Below are 17,697 nucleotides of genomic sequence, written 5' to 3'. Positions count from 1 at the left end.
TAAAGCCGTTTGTCTCCACCCGCGTAGCGGGTGGTTTAAAGCTGGCCGCTGCGCGGCCAGCAGACTAAAGTCTTGAACGAAATACGGCCCCGCAGCTCAATAAGCTGCGGGGCCGTACCATACACCGACGAATCAACGACGAAGTGCATCCACTATTTGGCCAGCTCCTGAACGATCCAGTCAATTGCACCTTCGGGATCGTTGGTAAGGTCGATATACTCCTTGCCCCTTGTGGTGAGCAGTTTAATTCCAAGGCGATCGGTATCGGCCTTCATAGCGTCATAGTACATGCGTGCCTGGGGCGCCAGAACAATCACGTTGTACTGATCCATCGTCTCATAGTGGCTTCCGTACGCACCGGACTGAGAAACCAGATCGATACCCTTAGCAGCGGCACCTTCGCGAAGAGCATTTGCCAAGAGAGTCGAAGTGCCGGCACCCTGGCAAAGCACAAGCACGCGGATCTGCTCCGCCTTGTCCTTTACCGCCTCGAGAGCTTTTGCGACATTTTCCTGTGCGGCAATAGCATCTGCATCCGAGGTTCCTGCAGTCTCCTTTGCAGACTCTTCCAAACAAAGCTGATGGTCATACGCCTTGCAGAACGGATAGTAAATCACAAAGTCAACGACCAACAGCACTGCCATCAATACGAGAGAACGCAGATCGAGACCCGTGGTGAGGAACGCACCGATTGGGCCGGGAAGCGCCCACGGCATGGTATACATGGGGGCGTTCATTCCAATGACGTCAATGAAAAATTTACCGATAATGGCGTTGACCATAGGAGCCACTAGGAAGGGCACGAACATATAGGGATTGAGAACAATCGGCATACCGAAGATAACGGGCTCGTTAACTCCAAAAATCACCGGGATAATCGATGCCTTGCCCATGGCTTTAAGCTGCTTGGAGCGCATAAACATGATCAGGATAATAGGAACGATGAACGTGCAGCCAGAACCGCCCAGACCGCCGATGAAGCTTGTAAAGTCCTGCGTGAGAGCAATTGACGGATGTCCACCTGCTTGGAAAACCTCAAGATTGGTAACGGTATTGCCGTAGAGCGCAGCATTAATCGGACTCATGACAACCGAAGCACCGTGGATACCCATAAATTGGAAAAGTGCGACCGCGCCTTCGATAAGCGCCATGCCAGGATAGGTGTCGACCGCGGAGAACAGCGGCGAGATGAGAGCGGATACCAAATTGGCGAACGGCACAGCAAGCAGCTTGCGGCTCGCAAGATCGATAAAAGCGCACGCAAGGATCGAAAACCCAAATGCAAAGATATCGCGAAAACTCTGCGCAATAGAGCCAGGGACCTCTTTGGGAAGCTTGATCGTCACATTATGGCTAATGCACACCTTATAGATATTAACGGTCAAGAATGCGGCTACGAACGCAGCGAGAAAACCCTTAGTTCCCATATAGCCGGTTTCAAAAACAGATGTATCTGCTCCGCCAATCGAGACAACATCGTTCGTCACCGATAGCAAGAGCATGCCGCACATGGCACAAACCATGCACGAGGTGGGGTTGAGAGATTTACCCGAAGGCATGCGACGGTTCATCGACATGGCAAGTGAGCTCGCCGTGGTGCCGGCCACCATAATGCCAAGAAGTCCCATGGTATATGCATAGATTTTATTGAAGAAATCCAGCACCTCAGACGGAAGCGTGATGCCTACATAGGCAGGGAGCGTCGAAAGAAGAAGGAACAGGCTCGAGAACAGCACAATTGGCATATTCGAGAGAAAGCCATCCTTAATCGCCACCAGATAAATGTTCCTCGAGATTTTGTCGAAGAGAGGCTGGTGTTTTTCAAGGAATTTGACGATAGCGTCCATAACACATCCTTTCATGATTCCCGGGCACACAACGATTTATCCGGACTCAACCGTCGTCGTCCCCGTTTGTATCCACTTATGTAAGTGAATACGTTCTTGTGCGAAATGTAATATCATTTGCGCGATTTGTCATAACCAATTCTTTTTCCGCTTTTTCGATATGTCAAGAATTCAAATACTTATTCGGTGAACGGTAGTTGATTAATATAAGGTTTTCCCAGCTAAAGGCTATTTTTTCCGAGCAGTACAATAAGTTTGCAACCGTTCACCGATTGGATATAACATATTGAATATATTGTTGTAACAATATTAGAGACAATGTCACAAGCCTGTCGTTCTAGTCAAAGGAAGTAACAATGCCCAAACGATTACTGAACATGTCCGCATCCGATTTTGCCGCCACGTCACCCATGGATCTAAAACAGGCAATTCTGGCTTCCGAGGGACGTACCATCATGGCGGAAAACGTACCCTCTTCCCAATTTCTCGGCGGCGTTACTAATGCAGAAATCGAACGTGCCGCAGGTGCCGACCTGCTTCTGTTTAACGCGCTCGATGTGTTCGATCCAGTTATTGCCGGTATTCCAGATGATCTCAATGAAAACCCGGTCACTTGGGTGAAGCGAGCATGCGGAAGGCCCATTGGCGTCAATCTGGAGCCAGTTGATAACGAGGCAGAGATGTCTGAATCCCGAACGGAAATCCCCATGGGTCGTCGCGTCTCTCCCAAGACCTTAGAAAAGGCTAACGAACTCGGATTTGATTTTATCTGCCTGACGGGCAACCCTGGAACCGGCGTCTCCAACGATGCAATCGCCCATTCGATTAAACTCTCCAAAGAGCATTTCAATGGCCTGGTCATAGCCGGAAAAATGCATGGAGCGGGCGTTGCGGAACCTGTCATGACGCTCGAAATTGCGCGCAAGTTTGTTGACCTCGGCGTCGATATCCTTCTCGTGCCAGCCCCCTACACCGTCCCTTGCTTCCAAGAAGCAGACCTGCGCGCCATCGTAGACTTTGTACGATCCCACAACGTAGGCAAGTCAATTGAAGAGAAGGTTCTCGTCATGGCGGCGAACGGGACGAGTCAAGACTCCTGCGACAGCGAGACCATTAAGAAAATAGGCCTTGCAGCAAAAGCAGCCGGCGCTGACCTCCAACATATCGGGGACTCCATGAACGGTATTTGCCTGCCCCAGAATATCTTCACGCTCGGACAAGCCCTTCGTGGATACAGGCATCAGATCGTCATGCTGAGCCGCTCTGTGATACGTTAAGGTTACCTTGCCCACGTTACATCCCGACTGAGGCAACCATCAGGTATAACCAACATGCAAACTGAGGCTCTAATGCTCGATACACACGAAAAACGGCCACTCTATTTACAGCTCACCGACGCGCTGCTCAAGCAGATCGTCGATGAATATCAAGCAGACGATAAACTTCCAACAGAAATGGAACTCTGCGACGAATACGCCGTAAGCAGAACAACCGTCCGACTTGCCATGAGTGAGCTGGAGCGTCGTGGAAGTATCTATCGAATCCAAGGTAAGGGGTCGTTTGTTGCACCGAAACGCGTTAGCGAGCTCAATTCACTTTTAGACTTTGACTTTGCAAGCCATTGCGATGGCGTTGATCCAGATGCCATTACCAAACATTTCGGCGGCCTCACATCAGGTCGTCCAATTTCCGTAATGATGCTCCAACAATTTGGATGTCAAAGTCGCGACAAAATTCAGCGTCTTGAATTGACCTACGAACTTGAAGGCAGCTTCATAGGCGCTGATACGTTCTTCATTTCAAAGTCGCGCGTTCCGAATAACCAGTTAGATTTTCAGGCATTTAGCAGAATCATGGACGACTTGTCCAAGTCTATCCAATCTGTTAGGGAAAGCTATAGAGCACGTCAGCTTAGCGATTCCGAAGCCAGTAATTATGGTGTTGCAAAACTTCCGGTCATCGAACTGACTCATTATGCTTACGACTCCGGAGGCAAACTAATCTCAATTGTCTGCCGCACCGTCTTAACTGGGCGAATCCCTTATCAAAACTTTATTTTCAAGTCCTAATGTTCTTTTTCTTTTGTCTCGATCTGTAACACGTAGCCGAGTTTTTAAGTCCTAACCGTTACAGATCGAGACAAACAAGGTAGGCCCCGCCGAATTGTCTCAATCTGTAACATCTGGTTGGTGGTTTCACCCCTACCTGTTACAGGTTGAGACGATTTGATAGTGGAGTCCTTATTTGCGCGTCATATCGCGTAGCGCTGACGCGCTGGTTTCCACAATGACAGGAGGTAAAAGTCCTCCCGCATCACCCGTTGGCAATCCCGTAGCGATAACTAGCAAATAACCTGCGTGTGTTCCTCGATGGCGGCACGATCCTCGGCGGCGATGCCCGGCTCGCACACCACGGCGTCCAAATTGTCCAGGCGGCAGAAGGTGTAGAAGTCGCGCTTGCCGATCTTGCTGGAGTCGGCGATCAGATAGCGCGAGTCGGCCTTGCTAAAGGCGAGCTGCTGGATGCGGCCCTCTTCCATATTGGATGTAGACACGTCGCCGTCCAGAATGCCGTTGGCACCGATAAACGCCGCGTCGATGCCCAGCGCACGCAGGGTATCCTCGGCCGTTGGTCCCACAAAAGCGGCGGTGCGGCGACGGTACATGCCGCCCACCAGGCACAGGTCGCAGTCTTCGCGCGCCTCGAGCAGGTTAAACACCGAAAGCGAATTGGTCACAATGCGCAGGCGAAACGCCGGCAGCATCGAGGCCATCTGCTCAACCGTGGTGCCCGTGCCCAAAAAGATGGTCGAGCCTTCCTCGATAAGCTCCACAGAACGGCGCGCAATCTGCAACTTTTCCTCGGCATGCTTCGTGCGCTTTTCGCTGTGCGAATACTCATGGCGCAGCATAGCGTGTGGACGGCCCTGCGCACTGCGGGCTCCGCCGTGCACGCGCTCGATCTCGCCCAGGCTCGCAAGCTCCTCAAGGTCACGGCGGATCGTCATATCCGAGACACCTAACGCATCCGAAATCTCCTTGACCGAGACCGTTCCCTGTTCCTCGAGCAGCTGCCGAACCTTATCCTGTCGCTCCGCTTTAATCACGATGAGTCCTCGCTGTTCCACGCTCACGTCAATTCAAACAATAACGAACAAATTGTATCAGACTCGCGCGCGTCAGAAATGAACGCCCGCACAGCTCCAATCATCACTTTTTTGAGAAAAATACCCTCTGCTTTAGTGGGGTGTAGTGATAATCTCGCCTGTTCGCGCTACAGTTTGTCGGAAATACCTCGATGTTAGGAACCAAATGATCACTTCCGAGCTTTTCGGCACCGCGCCGTGCGGTACCCCCGTTCATCGTTACACCCTCAACGGGCCCGAGATCTGCGTTCGCATTATGGACTATGGCGCCACCGTGTTGGGCATCGACGTGCCCGACATCCCCGGCAACGTGCGCGATGTGGTGCTGGGCTTCGATAAGCTCGAGGATTACTTTGACAACCCCGCCTGCTTTGGTGCGACCATCGGACCTGTGGCCAACCGCACTGCAGGTGCCACGATCACCATCGCCGGCACGGACTGGCATATGCCCGCCAACGAGGGCACCAACAACCTGCACAGCGATCTTGAGCATGGTCTGCACAAGCGCGTATGGGACGTTGAGCTCGACGAGGTCCACAATGCCGTGCGCATGACCACCTCGCTTGAGGACGGTGAGCTGGGCCTTCCCGGCAACCGCACCTTTACGGCCGTGTTTACCGTGACGCGCACCGGCTGCTTCCGTATCGAATATGGCTGTGAGAGCGACCGCGCCACGTACGTGTCCATGACCAACCACACGTACTTTAACCTTGCCGGTCACAACGCCGGCATGGACTGTGAGCACTTCTTTGTTGCTAACGCTGCCCACTACCTGCCCATCAACGAGCAGAATATCCCCACCGGAGAGATCGCTCCGGTCGAGGGCACGCCGTTTGACTTCCGTGAGCTGCGCCCCGTCGCGCCCGGCATGGAAGCCGACGACCCGCAGATTAAGCAGGCCCGTGGCTACGACCACTGCCTGTGCATCGATGGCTATCAGTACGGCCGTAATCTGCGCCGCGCGATGCACGTCGAGGAGATGTGGACCGGCCGTGAGCTGGACTATTACACCACTGCCCCGGGCGTGCAGCTCTACACCGGCAACTGGCTGGGCGACGAACACGCCAAAGACGATGCCAACTACGGTTGGGGCGCCGGCTTTGCCCTCGAGGCCGAAATGTATCCTGACACGCCGCACCATGCGCTGTTCCCCCAGGGCATCGTGGGCCCCGGTCATCCCTACAGCAATGTGATCGAATACCACTTTATGAGGCACTAGGCCCACAACGCGACATATCGCACAGCAACGCCCGCCGGCACACCGCCGACGGGCGTTTTTCATCTTTTGGGCTCTTTTTCGCTGTGACTGTATGAGTGACATATCAAAACTATGCCCATTTACTACGTTTAGCCCGGGATGCTCGACCATGCACCGGTTTTTGTTAAATGCGCGAGCCGTCTACCTGCGGTTTTGTTTTTCTCAAATTCGACATGCTCGGCGATAACCGATCAAACGTAGTAAATGGGCATAGTTTTTGACAGGCGGCATCGCGCGCGTCCCTCGCAAGGGCAAAATGATCCGTTTTCCTCCGTCCCCAAGGGATCAGTTGAACAGATTGTCGATGGGATCGGGGGCGGAACTGGGGAGATAGCGGATTTCTAGCTCTATGCCGAGTTCTTGCAGCTCTTTGAAGGCGGCGATGTCCATATCGTCTACGGCAACGGCAGGCGTTGCAGAGCGTTTGCCCTCCCCTGTCTGCATATGGCCAATGCTGATCTTGGTTATTGGCACACCACCCTTAACCAGCGCGAGCGCATCTGCGGGTGAGGCCACCATGACCAGAATCCATTGACGCGGCGTTGCGGTATGAATGATATCGATGGTCCTTTGCACCGAGAAAAACCGTGTCCAAACGCCTTCTGGCGCCGCCGCCCTCATGGGTGCCCATTGGCGCGAATCCGCCGCGATCTCATCGTTGACGATTAGGACAAGGTTGGAACCAGTCGCCTCGTTCCACAGCTCAATGTCTTGCCCGCAAATAAACCGGTCGTCGATGCGTGTGAGAAGAATCTTGGGTTGAGCCATCGCCACCCCATTCTGTTTGAGACCCGTAAGAGCAAGACATCGCGTCTCCAATATTAGTGCATTTAAAGTGAGAAAAGCCGTCAGAACACTTGCGCGGATGTGCGATGTCCCGTATCATAGACAGCCGTTGACGCCTCAGTTGCGTCATCATATGGCCGCCAGCGTAGCTCAGTTGGTAGAGCACCGCTCTCGTAAAGCGGGGGTCACCGGTTCGAGCCCGGTCGCTGGCTCCATTGCACAAGATAGCCGCCTTTGGGCGGCTTTTTTGTTGCTGATTTCGGGCGCGCTTCCGCCAATCCAAGCACAACGCCGCCGGAAACTCTCCTACTCAACAAAAGCCCCGCCAACCGCAATCCCCAAAGGAACCGCGTTCAGCGGGGCCCAAGCGAGCTCCCCCAAGGGATAACGCTCGCAACACGAACAGCTCAGCCGAGCAGCGCGCTACTCCTCCCAGTAAGCATCTGCAAGCAGCTTAAAGCAAATCTTCTTGACCGGCTGCGCGCCATCGCCCTGGAACTCGAGCGTGGGCATGTGAGGCTCGCCGGCAACAAACAGCGCAAACTTGTCGTCAGCAAGATCGCCGGCGATCGAGGCGTCGGAATCGACCAGATCGTAGTCGTCCTTCTCGTCAAACTCCTGAACCAGCGTCAGGCTGCCCGTGGCAACCTTAAAGGCCTCGCGACCCTCGACGTCGATCTGCAGGTCGTGATAGCGCTGATGCGTCTCATAGTGAGCCTCGGCTTCGGGACGCGTCGTGGGAGCCATGACGTTCGCAAAGACCTTGTCGCCCAGAATCGGATGGCTGCCGACCTCGAGCTGCGCCGGATCATTCTCCTCGAGCCAATCGATCAGCACGTCGAGGCCCTTGAGCATTCCGCGGTACTCCTCGATATCGCCCAATGCACCGTAAATCATCTAAATCCCCTCTCAGATCATTTCTTTGGCGGCTACTCGGCAAACGCATTACCGACGCTGTTGCCACCCACATGCGTCTCGACCAGGGTAAGGTCGGGATTGAACACGACAGCGTCGGCGTCGCGCCCCGGCATAATGCTACTGCACTTGTCGTCGACATGAGCTGGCAACCGATGCCGGGGCCGCAGCACAAGCTCCTACAGCTCGGTCACGACAACGCCGTTGTAAACCTCGTCCCAACGGTCCATGACCAGATGGCCGGTCATGGGATCCATGGCGTTGAGCTTGCCGCAGGTGTTGGCGGTACGCAGCACCGTCTCGTCGTCTGCGCCGGCAGCGATGGCATGCGCGAAGCCTGCGATAGTGGAGTCACCAGAGCCCGTGGCGTTAACGGCGGGGATATCGGGGGTCTTCGCGCGGAACGCACGGCCATTGTGGAAGCCAACGGAGCCGGCAGCGCCCATGGACACGACGACCCAGGGGATATCGGAGAAGCGGGCATCAGAGGCGAGCGCGGCGCGGAGCTCGTCCACATCGTCGGTGGTAAAGTTCGTGCCCAGAAGGCCGTTGATCTCGGTCAGGTTAGGCTTGACCAGCTCGGGCTTAATTTCGGACTTAAGGGCGGCCTCGAGCGAAGCACCCGAGGTATCGAGCAGCACCTTGGCACCGGCGTTCTCGGCAATGCCCGTGATCTTGGCATAGTAGTCTGCCTCGACACCGCGGGGTAGCGAACCCGAGATGGTAACGACAGCGGCCTTGCCCGCAAGCTCGGTAAACTTGGCGGTAAAGGCATCGAGCTCCTCGGGGGCAATTGTCGGGCCGCTCTCGAGCAGCTCGGTCTGGTTGCCGGCGTGGAGGATGTTGAGGCAAATGCGAGTCTCGCCCTTGATGGGCACAAAGTCGTTGTTAATACCGTTGGCATCCATGAGCTCGGCCATATAGGCGCCCATGTGGCCGCCGAGCAGGCCGGTTGCCACAACGTCGTCGCCCAGCTGACCCAGTACACGGGCCACGTTGAGGCCCTTGCCGCCGGCGGTCTTTTCGGGCGTCACACGGTTGACGTCGTCGATAACGAGCTCATCGAGCTGATAGCGCGTATCGACAGACGGGTTCATCGTAACGGTGAGGATCATTTTTAGCTCCTTATCTCGCAGGCTTCTTGTGCCTTGCAAAATGAATTGGATACATGCGACTACAGAATCTCAATCGTGAACGAGCGAACGACGGTCTCCTTGGGCTTGGCGACAAGACAGCCGCGCTTATGCTCAAGCACGTCGTCCTCATCGGAGCAGGTCGAAAGGCCACCCCAGGGTTCAACTGCCACAAAATCGCCCTCGGGCTTGCTCCACACAATGAGATATGGGAAGCCCTCAAAGCTCAGGCGGACGCCCTTGTCCTCCCCCTTCTTAGAAAGCGTGACCTGGCGGCTCTCGAGCACGTCAAAGATGGTCTCCGCAAAATCGAAGAGCTCGTGCGACAGGGGCAGCGTCTTTCCCACCATGGGGTTCTTGGAGCGGTTTGCCACGTCAATCAAGCCAGTCGAGGGGACGGCAGTGCAAAGCTCAGCAGCCTCGTCCTTCTCAAAGCGCAGCTCGTAGTCCGTATAGGCCTCGCCCTCATCGAGCGGACACCTAAAGCCGGGATGACCGCCAATAAAGAACGGCATGTCCTCGGTGCCCTCGTTGGTGACCTCGTAGGAAACGCGCACGGCAGCGTCCTCGAGCGTATAGCGGGCGACAAGCTTAAACGGATACGGATAATCGCTCAGCAGCGCGGCGTTATCCTCCGAAGCCAGGCACATCGCCAGCTCGTTCTCGCTCTGGCTCAGCAGCTTCCACTCCTGTTTGCGCGCAAACCCATGGCGAGCGAGCTTTACATGATGCCCGGCAAACGTCATGGCGTTGTTATCGCGCAAGCCTCCGCAAATCGGGAAGCAAATCGGTGCCTGGCCGGACCACACGGCGGGATCGCCCTGCCACAGATACTCGCGACCTCCGGCCTCGATCGAGGTAAACGAACCACCAGCCGTGGACACCTTAATAGAAATCGAATCGTTGGAGAGAGCGTATTCCATTGCCCATCCTTTCGAACAACTGCTTTTTGCTCGCAAGTACCCGTCTCGGCCCTAACCAAAGGACAAACCCGCACGTTCATCGATGCGTCCGGTATCCCAGCCATGTAACGGGGTACCATACAGACATTGATGCAATTACAGCTGAAAGGCCTTCTTATGCGAACCATCATCCTCTACGCCTCGCGCCATCACGGCAATACGAAAAAGCTCGTGGACGCCATCGTCGAGGCACACCCCGAGATCGATACCCTCGACGTCAAGGCGCTCGGTAAAAACGAGTACCCCGACCTGCACGAATATCATCTGATCGGTGTCGCCACGGGCATCTATTACTCCGAGATCGACAAGGACATGGCACGCGTGCTCACGAACGTGCTGCAGCCGCAGGACAAGGTGTTTGGCCTTATGACCTACGGTGGCAAAAACAAGTGGTACGGCAAGGATATCGATGGCATCTGCCGCATGAGGCAGGCCATCTTTATGGGTGTCTACGGCTGCCCCGGCTTTGATACGTGGGGACCGTTCAAACTCGCCGGCGGTGTCCAAAAGGGACACCCAACCGCTGAGGAAATTAAGGGCGCCGTCGACTTCTTCGACAAGATCGAAGACGAATATGGCGATATCATCGTCGAAGAGTACGCCAAGCGCGAGAAGCGTCTAGCATACGAGAAGGAGCATCCTGCAGGAGGCCTGGTGGCCGGCGTCAAGCGCACGGCAAAGAAGATCGCTAACAAGCTGTAACTGTGAAGGTGCTTTTGAGCGTTTAACCCATACGGCGGGTCCGAGCAGATTCGGGCCCGCCGTCTTTTCCTATCGTTACTCGGTAAAGGCGTTGCCGACGCTCTGGCCGCCAACATACGTCTCGACGAGGGTAAGCTCATGGTCGAACACGACAAAGTCGGCGTCGCGACCCGGCATGATGCTGCCGCACTTATCCTCGATGTGCGCGGAGCGTGCCGGCACCTCGGTTGCCATGCGAATGGCGATATCGGCGCTGGCGATGCCCCAGTCAACGATGTTCTTGACGCCCTGGGCAAGCGTGAGCACCGAGCCGGCAATGCTCTTGCCGTCGGCGAGCCAGCACAGGTTGTCCTTCATGATGACGTCCATGCCACCACTGGTGTAGCTGCCCTCGGGCATGCCGCCGCAGCCCAGGCAGTCAGTGATGAGCACCGTGTGTTGCCAGCCCTTTGCCTGCAGCAGCGCCTTGATGGCGGCAGGGTTAACGTGCTTGCCGTCACAGATGATCTCGGCGTAGGTCTCGGGCGTGGACATGGCAGCGCCCACGACACCGGGCTCACGGTGATGCAGCCCGCGCTGACCGTTATAGGTATGCGTAAAGCAGCTGGCACCGGCGTTGATGGCGGCGATGCACTCATCGTAGGTGGCGTCGGAGTGACCGATGCTGGTCACCACACCCTTGGCATTCAGAGCAGCCGCATAAGCAGCGGCACCGTCGCGCTCGGCCGCCATGGCGCTCTTGACGATGCGACCACCCGCAGCCTCCTGCCACTGATCGAAGACCTCCTCGGAGGGATCGATCAGGTAAGCGGGGTTCTGCGCGCCCACGTGCTTCATGGTAAAGAAGGGGCCCTCCAGGTAGATGCCCTGAATGCGAGCACCGCAGAAGTCGGGGCCGCGACCCTCGTCCGCCTGAGCGATGGCGGCGCAGGCGTCTTTGATCTGCTCGACGCCATCGGTGAACGTCGTGGGCAGCCAGCTGGTGGTACCGCGACGGGCGAGCTCGGTCGAGCTGATATCGATGCCCTCGGGATCATTATCGGTAGTCGAGTGGTTGTAGAAGCCATGGATGTGAGTATCGACCATACCCGGTGCGATCCACGACCCCGTGTAGTCCTTAATCTCGCAAGAGGGCTCGTCGGCCTGCCAGGCGCCAAAGACGCCATCCTCGACCATAAGATAGCCGCCCAGTTGCGGGCCTGCCGGCAAGAAGAACTTGTCAGCCTTAATTGCGTACGTGCTCATATGCACTCCTTGCTTCTAAAGCAGTTGACTGTGGTGATGCTTATACACAGCTCACGTAAAACAAAAAGCGCCCGCCCGCCGTTATGAGCGGACGGGCGCCCTTGCAGGGGGACGCGATTAAGCGGTGAAGGGGTGAATCGTCACGCCCTTAACCACGCGGTTAACCGTGCCGGTGGGGCTCGGCGTATCGGGCGTGTTGCCCACGCGCACGGAGTTGAGCAGGCTGATAGCCTGGGCAAACATTACGAACGGCAGAGCAAGGTAGCCCTCGGGAAGCGCCTCGTAGCCCTTAAAGGTGAAGGACTCACCCTCATAGACGGTGGCACCTTCCTGCTGAACGGCGATGGTGTGCTGAGCGATCTCGTCGCCACCGATCTCGTTGAGAATGTCGATGTCATACTGACGGGTGTAAGCGTCGTTGTTGACGAACACGAAGACGAGCGTCTTATCGTCGACGAAGGACTTAGGTCCGTGACGATAGCCCATGGAGGTGTCGTAAGAAGTGGCAACCAGACCGTGAGCGAGCTCGAGGATCTTGAGCTGGCTCTCCTGGGCAAGGCCACCGAAGGAGCCAGAACCCAAGTAGGTCACGCGGTTGAAGTCGCCAGCCAGGTAATCGGCGATCTCAGGCTCACGAGAGATGACCTCCTCGCCCATCTTGGCAATCGTCTCGACCCACTCGGCCTTCTGCTCGTCAGAGGCCGTATCGAAAATAAGGGTAGAGAGCAGGGTCATGCAGGAATAAGAACCGGTCATGGCGAAGCCCTTGTCGTTGGCGCGCGGAATGAGCAGCGTCAGCGCGTTGGGATCATCGGCAGACTCAACGGCGAGCTTGCCCTCGGGAGCGCAGGTGATGTTGAGGAACTTGACGTTGTGGACGAGCTCCTTGGCAACGGCAACGGCGGCAAGGCTCTCGGGGCTATTGCCAGAGCGGGCAAAGGAAACCACGAGCGTGGGATCCTCGGCGCGCAGGAAGTCGCGCGGGGCGCTCACGATGTCGGTCGTGGCGATGGGCTTAAAGTCGTAGAGATCAGTGTTGCCAGCGTGACGCAGGTACGGGGCGCAGGTATCGCCAACGTAGTCGGACGTACCGGCACCGGTAAAGACAACAGACAGACGACCCTCGCCCATAGCGCGAGCCTCAGCCAGAAAGGCCTCGATGGCCTCCTTGTTCTCGCGATAGATGTTGAGCGTATCACGCCAAAGCTCGGGCTGCTGAGCAATCTCGGCCGTGGTGATCTGGGCGCCGAGCTCGGTAAGCTCCTCGACACTCTTCTCGAACATTTCTAATACCTCTCTCTAGAAGTAATCCTCTGACGTGCAATTATACACTTCGGTTGGTTATCTGGTAGTAACCAGTTAAATGCAAAGAATCACCATATGGATACGATGCGAACACTAGTTACTACGCTGGTGATAAACCTTGTATTTAAACTGATCAGCACGAGCAACCGAGAGCGTATACTCCACAACCTCGTTTGACTCGTTATACGTAGTCCTGACCAAATCGAGCACAGGCGAGCCCTCGACAATTCCCAAAAGATGGGCATCGGTGGGACGGGCTATGCTCGCATAGAACTCCTCTTCGGCCACGCGTATCTTTTGCTGAAAGTCTTGCTCAATCACATCGTAAAGCGGCTTACGCTCCAGCAGCGGTCGCTTTAGGGACAGAAATTGACGAACTGGTAGATAGCTGCGTTCGACCATCATGGGCATGTTGTCGGCAGAACGAAGGCGCTTAAGCTTAAAAATGCGATCGCCGATACGCAATCCCATATGCTCGGCCAGATTTTTATCGGCCTCCATCTCGCAAAACTCGAGAATCGTGGTCTCGGGGTCGCGACCCATCGCGCGCATCTGCTCGGTAAAGCTGTAGGACTGCATAAGATTGGTTGCTTTTGCCGAACGGTCAGTCACAAAGGTACCGCGACCGTGCTGCCGAACCACCAGTCCTAAACGCTCCAGTTCCTGCAGAGCCAGGCGTACCGTAGTGCGCGAGAGACCATAGCGCTCCGAAAGTTCGCGCTCGGAAGGAATCATGTCACCGGCGCGATATTCATGGTCGATCTTTTCGGTCAGAATATCGACCAGCTGATCGTACAGCGGTTGCTTACGCGCTCCGATCGCCATCCTATCCTCCCTTTTGCTCGAATTCGGCTAACTACCTAGGGTGTTTAGCATTATCTGTCTGCCACACCCGAATCATCAAGAAAAACAAAAGCCGCGCGCTCTTTCGAGCACGCGGCTTTTAACATACACATGGCTTAAGGGGTCGGGGTGTGAGCCGCGTAGGGACACACCCCTCAAGCTAGAGCCTTACCAGATGCTCGGCCAGAGACCAAGCGGGCCAGCGCCCAAGATGCCCAGGACGAAGAGCAGCAGAATGCCCTTGGTCGGGGTCCAGCTGTGCTTAGCGAACATGTAGTAAAGCAGCAGCGTAAGCATAAGCGGAACGAGCTTCGGGACGATAGTGTTGAGGGTGTCGGCAACAGAGAAGTTGACCGGATCCTCGGTGACGGTGCCGTAGGTAACGGACTCCATGCCGTTGCCCAGATCGGTGACGCCGCACTCGACAGCGTTGCCGTCGGCATCGGTGGCGGTGAGGGCGTTGCCATCCTCATCGGTCATGGCCATGGTACCGGCCTCAGCGGTCTCGGTATCGATGCCCTCCATACCGGTGAAGTTCTCGGCCTCCTTCTCGGAGACGATCACGGTATTGGCGGAGAGGCCACGGGTGGTGCCGTTGGGGATCTGGAGGTTGATCTGGGTGCCACCCATGGTGACGACCAGGCAACCGACGACGAAGACGCCCATGATGGAAGCGGCGCGCGTGAAGGCCTGCATGTTGGCAGTCAGAGCGTCAATAGCGCTGGTGCCAAGCTTGTAGGACCAGTTCATGAGCCAGAAGCGCAGAGCGAACTGGACGACGTTGAAGATCACCAAGAAGATGATCGGCGCAGCGGCGTTGCCGTTGATGGCCATGTTGGAGGTGATGCCGGCCGTGATAGGCACGAGCGTCAGCCAGAACAGGGCGTCACCGATACCACCGAGCGGGCCCATTGCGGCGACGCGGACGGCGCGGATTGTGGGGATGTCAACCTTGTTCTGCTCGAGCGAAAGCACGATACCCATAACAAAGGTGACGAGGAACGGGTGGGTGTTGAAGAACTCCAGGTTGTGGCTCATGGAAGCCGCGAGGTCGTTCTTGTTGGTGTGGATCTTCTCCAGACCGGGGATGATGGAGTAGAGCCAGCCAGCGGCCTGCATACGCTCGTAGTTGAACGAGGCCTGCAGGAAGCAGGAGCGCCAAGCCATCTTGTTGAGGGTCTTCTGGTCGAGCTGCGGAGCAGGAGTGAGATCCTCGTAGTGCTCCGGGATCACATACTCATTAGATGCCATCTTCGAAGTCACCTCCGTCAGAAACAGCTGCACCCTTCAGCTCGGTCTGCTGCTGGAAGTCCCAGAAAGCGATGCCGAAGCCGATGAGAGCGAGGATGAGCAGAGCAGGGGTTGCCAGCGAATCGTTGGCAACGGTGATGAGCGCGAGGCCAAAGCCCATGAGGAAGAAGCCCCACATATCGCGGTTCATCATAACCTTGAGCAGGACGGCGAAGCCGACGAAGCGCATCATACCGCCTGCAGCGGACAGACCGGTCTGCAGCCAAGTCGGAATAGCAGCGGCGATGGTCTGACCGATGGTGGCGCCAGCGATGAAGAACAGGGTGACGACGACAGCGAAGATCAGGCCGAGCAGAGCCATGGCGAAGTAGTTCAGGCGCTCGATGCCCTTGGTGTCCGCGTTGTGAGCCATGTTATCGGCCGTGGACATAAGCGGGGACATAAGCGTGAAGACCAGGGTAACGCCAAGCTGGCCAAGCAGAGCGAACGGAATGGCGAGGCCAACTGCCGCGTTGGGCTCGAGGCCCGTGGCGATAGCGAGAATGGCTGCCATGATGCCGCCGATGACGGCGTTAGGCGGCTGAGCGCCTCCGATCGGCATGTTGCCGATCGTCATGAGCTGATAAGTACCACCCACGAGAAGACCGGTGTTGAGGTCGCCAAGGATAAGACCGATGACGGCGCCGGTGACGATGGGCTGATAGAGAGACTCGAGGAAGTCAAACTGGTCGATTGCCGCGATGAACGTAACAACGAAGACCAGGGCGACCTGAATGATCGAGAATTCCATCTTGCTCCTCCTTTCAAAATGTATGTACGCACTTTGGATTTCACGTACAAAATGTCAGGGTTTCACTCCTGACAACGTGGATCACGAAGACTACGAGAAGAGCTTGCTCGTGTCCTCAACAGGCGTGCTCGGAACGCGCCTGATCTCCAACTCCACCCCCAATTCCTGCAGCTCTTTAAACGCAGCGACATCCTCGTCGTTAACTGCGACGGAGGTGGCGACTTGGCGCTTTCCTTCCGACATGTGCATGTTGCCGATGTTTACCTTCTTTATAGGCACACCGCCCTTGACGAGCGTAAGCACGTCTTCCGGTGTTTCGGCCACGATGAAGATCTTCTGGCGCGGGCTCGCCTTGCCAATGACGTCGATGGTCTTCTGCAGGGAGAAGAAACGCGTAGCGACGCCGGCGGGAGCGGCCATCTTCATGAGGTTCTGGCGCATGGTGTTGGTCGACACATCGTCGTTGGCGACGAGGATGAGGTTGGAGCCCAGAGTGGAGTTCCACTGGGTGGCAACCTGACCATGAACCAGTCGGTTATCGATGCGGGTAAGAAGAATGTTGGGTTCTGCCATGTTGATCAGCTTCCTTTCGATATTTGCTGACGACAGTTACTTGATCTCCTGAATCGCGTAACGCGAAACATCTACGACGGCTCCGGATCGGACTTTGATCTGGACCTTCTCGCCTTCGATGCCTTTGACGGTTCCGTAGATACCGCCGGCGAAAAGAACCTCCTGACCCGGCTTGAGCTCGGTGTGCAGCTCCTTGAAGTACTTCTGCTTCTTCTTCATGTTGATTTGCGACCAGATGGTGTAAATCAAGCCCATGATGACAAGCAGGCCTAAAAGAGCGACCGAGGAGCTCAGGACGTTGGCTCCGAAATCGGCCATTAGATGCCGTCCTCGTCGCCGAAGATATCCTCTTCCTCGGAGTCGGCAACGGATGCGACCGTCTGGGCGGTGACGCCCGTCTGGCCAACGGTCACGGCCTGCTCGCCAAGCTCGGCGAGCGTGGCATTGCCGCGGAGGAACAGAAGCTCAATAACCATGGGAAGGTTGGTGCCAGTCAGAACCTCGACGTTATCGACATCCTGGGCAATCATCATCGACTGGTTGAACGGGGTGCCGCCAAGCAGGTCGGTAAAGACGAGCACGCCATCGCACTCCTCGCGCATAGCGGTAATAGCGGCGCGGAGATCCTCACCGTAGGATGCAGCCTGGTCGCCCTCAAAAGGAACGACGGTAAAAGCAGGCTGGTCGCCAGCAACCATAGCGATAGCGCTTGCAAGGCCGGGTGCGAACTGTCCATGACCGGTAAGAATAAAGCCAACCATTCAAATTTCCCTTCCGAAGGTGTGTACGATCTGAGTCCGATGATTTTCGGAAGCCAGCGGGCGCTCGCCCTTAAAGCTTCTTGGAAAGCGTTCTTTGAAGACCAGTGGTTTCTAAACTGGTAGTAACCACGTGATGTGTTGTTGTCACTATATCACCCCAGAAGAGGTCGCTTTCGTTGAT

The 17,697-nt window shown here is 56.1% G+C and carries 18 protein-coding genes and 1 tRNA gene; 5 read left to right on the top strand and 14 right to left on the bottom strand.

The window, feature by feature from the left end:
- Nucleotides 1-152 precede the first annotated feature (152 nt).
- Nucleotides 153-1,847: a PTS lactose transporter subunit IIBC gene (locus tag PMX21_RS06345; protein ID WP_195520962.1), complete on the bottom strand. Its 1,695-nt coding sequence runs from the start codon at nucleotides 1,845-1,847 to the stop codon at nucleotides 153-155.
- Between the two features lie 356 nt (nucleotides 1,848-2,203).
- Here PMX21_RS06345 and PMX21_RS06340 point away from each other — a divergent pair, with 356 nt between their 5' ends.
- Entirely contained in the window at nucleotides 2,204-3,124 is a 921-nt protein-coding gene (locus PMX21_RS06340; RefSeq protein WP_022094155.1) for a DUF7916 family protein, read from the top strand.
- Nucleotides 3,125-3,178: 54 nt separating this feature from the next.
- Nucleotides 3,179-3,916: a GntR family transcriptional regulator gene (locus PMX21_RS06335; protein ID WP_271758734.1), complete on the top strand. Its 738-nt coding sequence runs from the start codon at nucleotides 3,179-3,181 to the stop codon at nucleotides 3,914-3,916.
- A 272-nt stretch (nucleotides 3,917-4,188) separates the two neighbouring features.
- Here PMX21_RS06335 and PMX21_RS06330 read toward each other — a convergent pair whose 3' ends face one another.
- Nucleotides 4,189-4,953, bottom strand: coding sequence for a DeoR/GlpR family DNA-binding transcription regulator (locus PMX21_RS06330; RefSeq protein ID WP_271736907.1), 765 nt, complete (start codon nucleotides 4,951-4,953; stop codon nucleotides 4,189-4,191).
- 205 nt (nucleotides 4,954-5,158) lie between these two features.
- Between PMX21_RS06330 and PMX21_RS06325 the strand changes: the two genes are divergently transcribed.
- On the top strand, nucleotides 5,159-6,211 hold the full coding sequence (locus PMX21_RS06325) for an aldose epimerase family protein (RefSeq protein WP_152068505.1): 1,053 nt from the start codon (nucleotides 5,159-5,161) through the stop codon (nucleotides 6,209-6,211).
- A gap of 324 nt (nucleotides 6,212-6,535) precedes the next feature.
- Here the strand turns inward: PMX21_RS06325 and PMX21_RS06320 are convergent, their stop codons facing one another.
- Entirely contained in the window at nucleotides 6,536-7,018 is a 483-nt protein-coding gene (locus PMX21_RS06320) for a PTS sugar transporter subunit IIB (protein ID WP_271758732.1), read from the bottom strand.
- Between the two features lie 157 nt (nucleotides 7,019-7,175).
- On the opposite strand from PMX21_RS06320, the gene PMX21_RS06315 reads away from it, so the two are divergent.
- A tRNA-Thr gene (locus PMX21_RS06315) sits at nucleotides 7,176-7,251 on the top strand.
- 208 nt (nucleotides 7,252-7,459) lie between these two features.
- Here PMX21_RS06315 and PMX21_RS06310 read toward each other — a convergent pair.
- The 3 genes from PMX21_RS06310 to PMX21_RS06300 all read right to left on the bottom strand — a co-directional run bounded on the left by PMX21_RS06310 (nucleotide 7,460) and on the right by PMX21_RS06300 (nucleotide 10,007).
- Nucleotides 7,460-7,933: a NanQ anomerase/TabA/YiaL family protein gene (locus PMX21_RS06310; RefSeq protein WP_271758730.1), complete on the bottom strand. Its 474-nt coding sequence runs from the start codon at nucleotides 7,931-7,933 to the stop codon at nucleotides 7,460-7,462.
- Between the two features lie 197 nt (nucleotides 7,934-8,130).
- Entirely contained in the window at nucleotides 8,131-9,066 is a 936-nt protein-coding gene (locus PMX21_RS06305; protein WP_271758728.1) for a hexose kinase, read from the bottom strand.
- 59 nt (nucleotides 9,067-9,125) lie between these two features.
- Nucleotides 9,126-10,007, bottom strand: a complete 882-nt coding sequence (locus PMX21_RS06300; protein ID WP_055310432.1) for an aldose 1-epimerase family protein — start codon at nucleotides 10,005-10,007, stop codon at nucleotides 9,126-9,128.
- A 156-nt stretch (nucleotides 10,008-10,163) separates the two neighbouring features.
- Between PMX21_RS06300 and PMX21_RS06295 the strand changes: the two genes are divergently transcribed.
- Complete coding sequence (locus PMX21_RS06295; RefSeq protein WP_055310431.1) at nucleotides 10,164-10,748, top strand: flavodoxin domain-containing protein; 585 nt, start codon at nucleotides 10,164-10,166, stop codon at nucleotides 10,746-10,748.
- A 75-nt stretch (nucleotides 10,749-10,823) separates the two neighbouring features.
- On the opposite strand, the gene nagA is transcribed toward PMX21_RS06295, so the two are convergent.
- From nagA to PMX21_RS06255, 8 genes are all read right to left on the bottom strand, one after another.
- The gene (gene nagA / locus PMX21_RS06290; RefSeq protein ID WP_022094606.1) at nucleotides 10,824-11,993 is read right to left on the bottom strand and encodes an N-acetylglucosamine-6-phosphate deacetylase; all 1,170 of its coding nucleotides are present in this window, start codon (nucleotides 11,991-11,993) and stop codon (nucleotides 10,824-10,826) included.
- 117 nt (nucleotides 11,994-12,110) lie between these two features.
- The gene (locus tag PMX21_RS06285; RefSeq protein WP_035137674.1) at nucleotides 12,111-13,277 is read right to left on the bottom strand and encodes an AgaS family sugar isomerase; all 1,167 of its coding nucleotides are present in this window, start codon (nucleotides 13,275-13,277) and stop codon (nucleotides 12,111-12,113) included.
- A 114-nt stretch (nucleotides 13,278-13,391) separates the two neighbouring features.
- Nucleotides 13,392-14,123 (bottom strand): GntR family transcriptional regulator, encoded by a 732-nt coding sequence (locus tag PMX21_RS06280; protein ID WP_117806791.1) that lies wholly within the window; start codon nucleotides 14,121-14,123, stop codon nucleotides 13,392-13,394.
- A gap of 186 nt (nucleotides 14,124-14,309) precedes the next feature.
- The gene (locus PMX21_RS06275; protein ID WP_271758725.1) at nucleotides 14,310-15,392 is read right to left on the bottom strand and encodes a PTS system mannose/fructose/sorbose family transporter subunit IID; all 1,083 of its coding nucleotides are present in this window, start codon (nucleotides 15,390-15,392) and stop codon (nucleotides 14,310-14,312) included.
- A complete protein-coding gene (locus PMX21_RS06270; protein WP_271758723.1) occupies nucleotides 15,382-16,182 on the bottom strand; it encodes a PTS mannose/fructose/sorbose/N-acetylgalactosamine transporter subunit IIC in 801 nt (266 codons plus the stop codon). The genes PMX21_RS06275 and PMX21_RS06270 overlap by 11 nt, the downstream gene beginning before the upstream one ends.
- Nucleotides 16,183-16,272: 90 nt before the next feature.
- The gene (gene agaV / locus PMX21_RS06265; RefSeq protein ID WP_089572404.1) at nucleotides 16,273-16,755 is read right to left on the bottom strand and encodes a PTS N-acetylgalactosamine transporter subunit IIB; all 483 of its coding nucleotides are present in this window, start codon (nucleotides 16,753-16,755) and stop codon (nucleotides 16,273-16,275) included.
- Between the two features lie 36 nt (nucleotides 16,756-16,791).
- Entirely contained in the window at nucleotides 16,792-17,073 is a 282-nt protein-coding gene (yajC, locus tag PMX21_RS06260; RefSeq protein ID WP_022094612.1) for a preprotein translocase subunit YajC, read from the bottom strand.
- A complete protein-coding gene (locus PMX21_RS06255; protein ID WP_195621885.1) occupies nucleotides 17,073-17,516 on the bottom strand; it encodes a PTS sugar transporter subunit IIA in 444 nt (147 codons plus the stop codon). Before PMX21_RS06255 ends, yajC begins: the two co-directional genes overlap by 1 nt.
- Between the last annotated feature and the right edge of the window lie 181 nt (nucleotides 17,517-17,697).

The organism is Collinsella aerofaciens (assembly GCF_028209885.1).
Taxonomy (GTDB): Bacteria; Actinomycetota; Coriobacteriia; order Coriobacteriales; family Coriobacteriaceae; genus Collinsella; species Collinsella aerofaciens_BA.
This window is presented reverse-complemented; position numbering and strand designations above follow the sequence as displayed.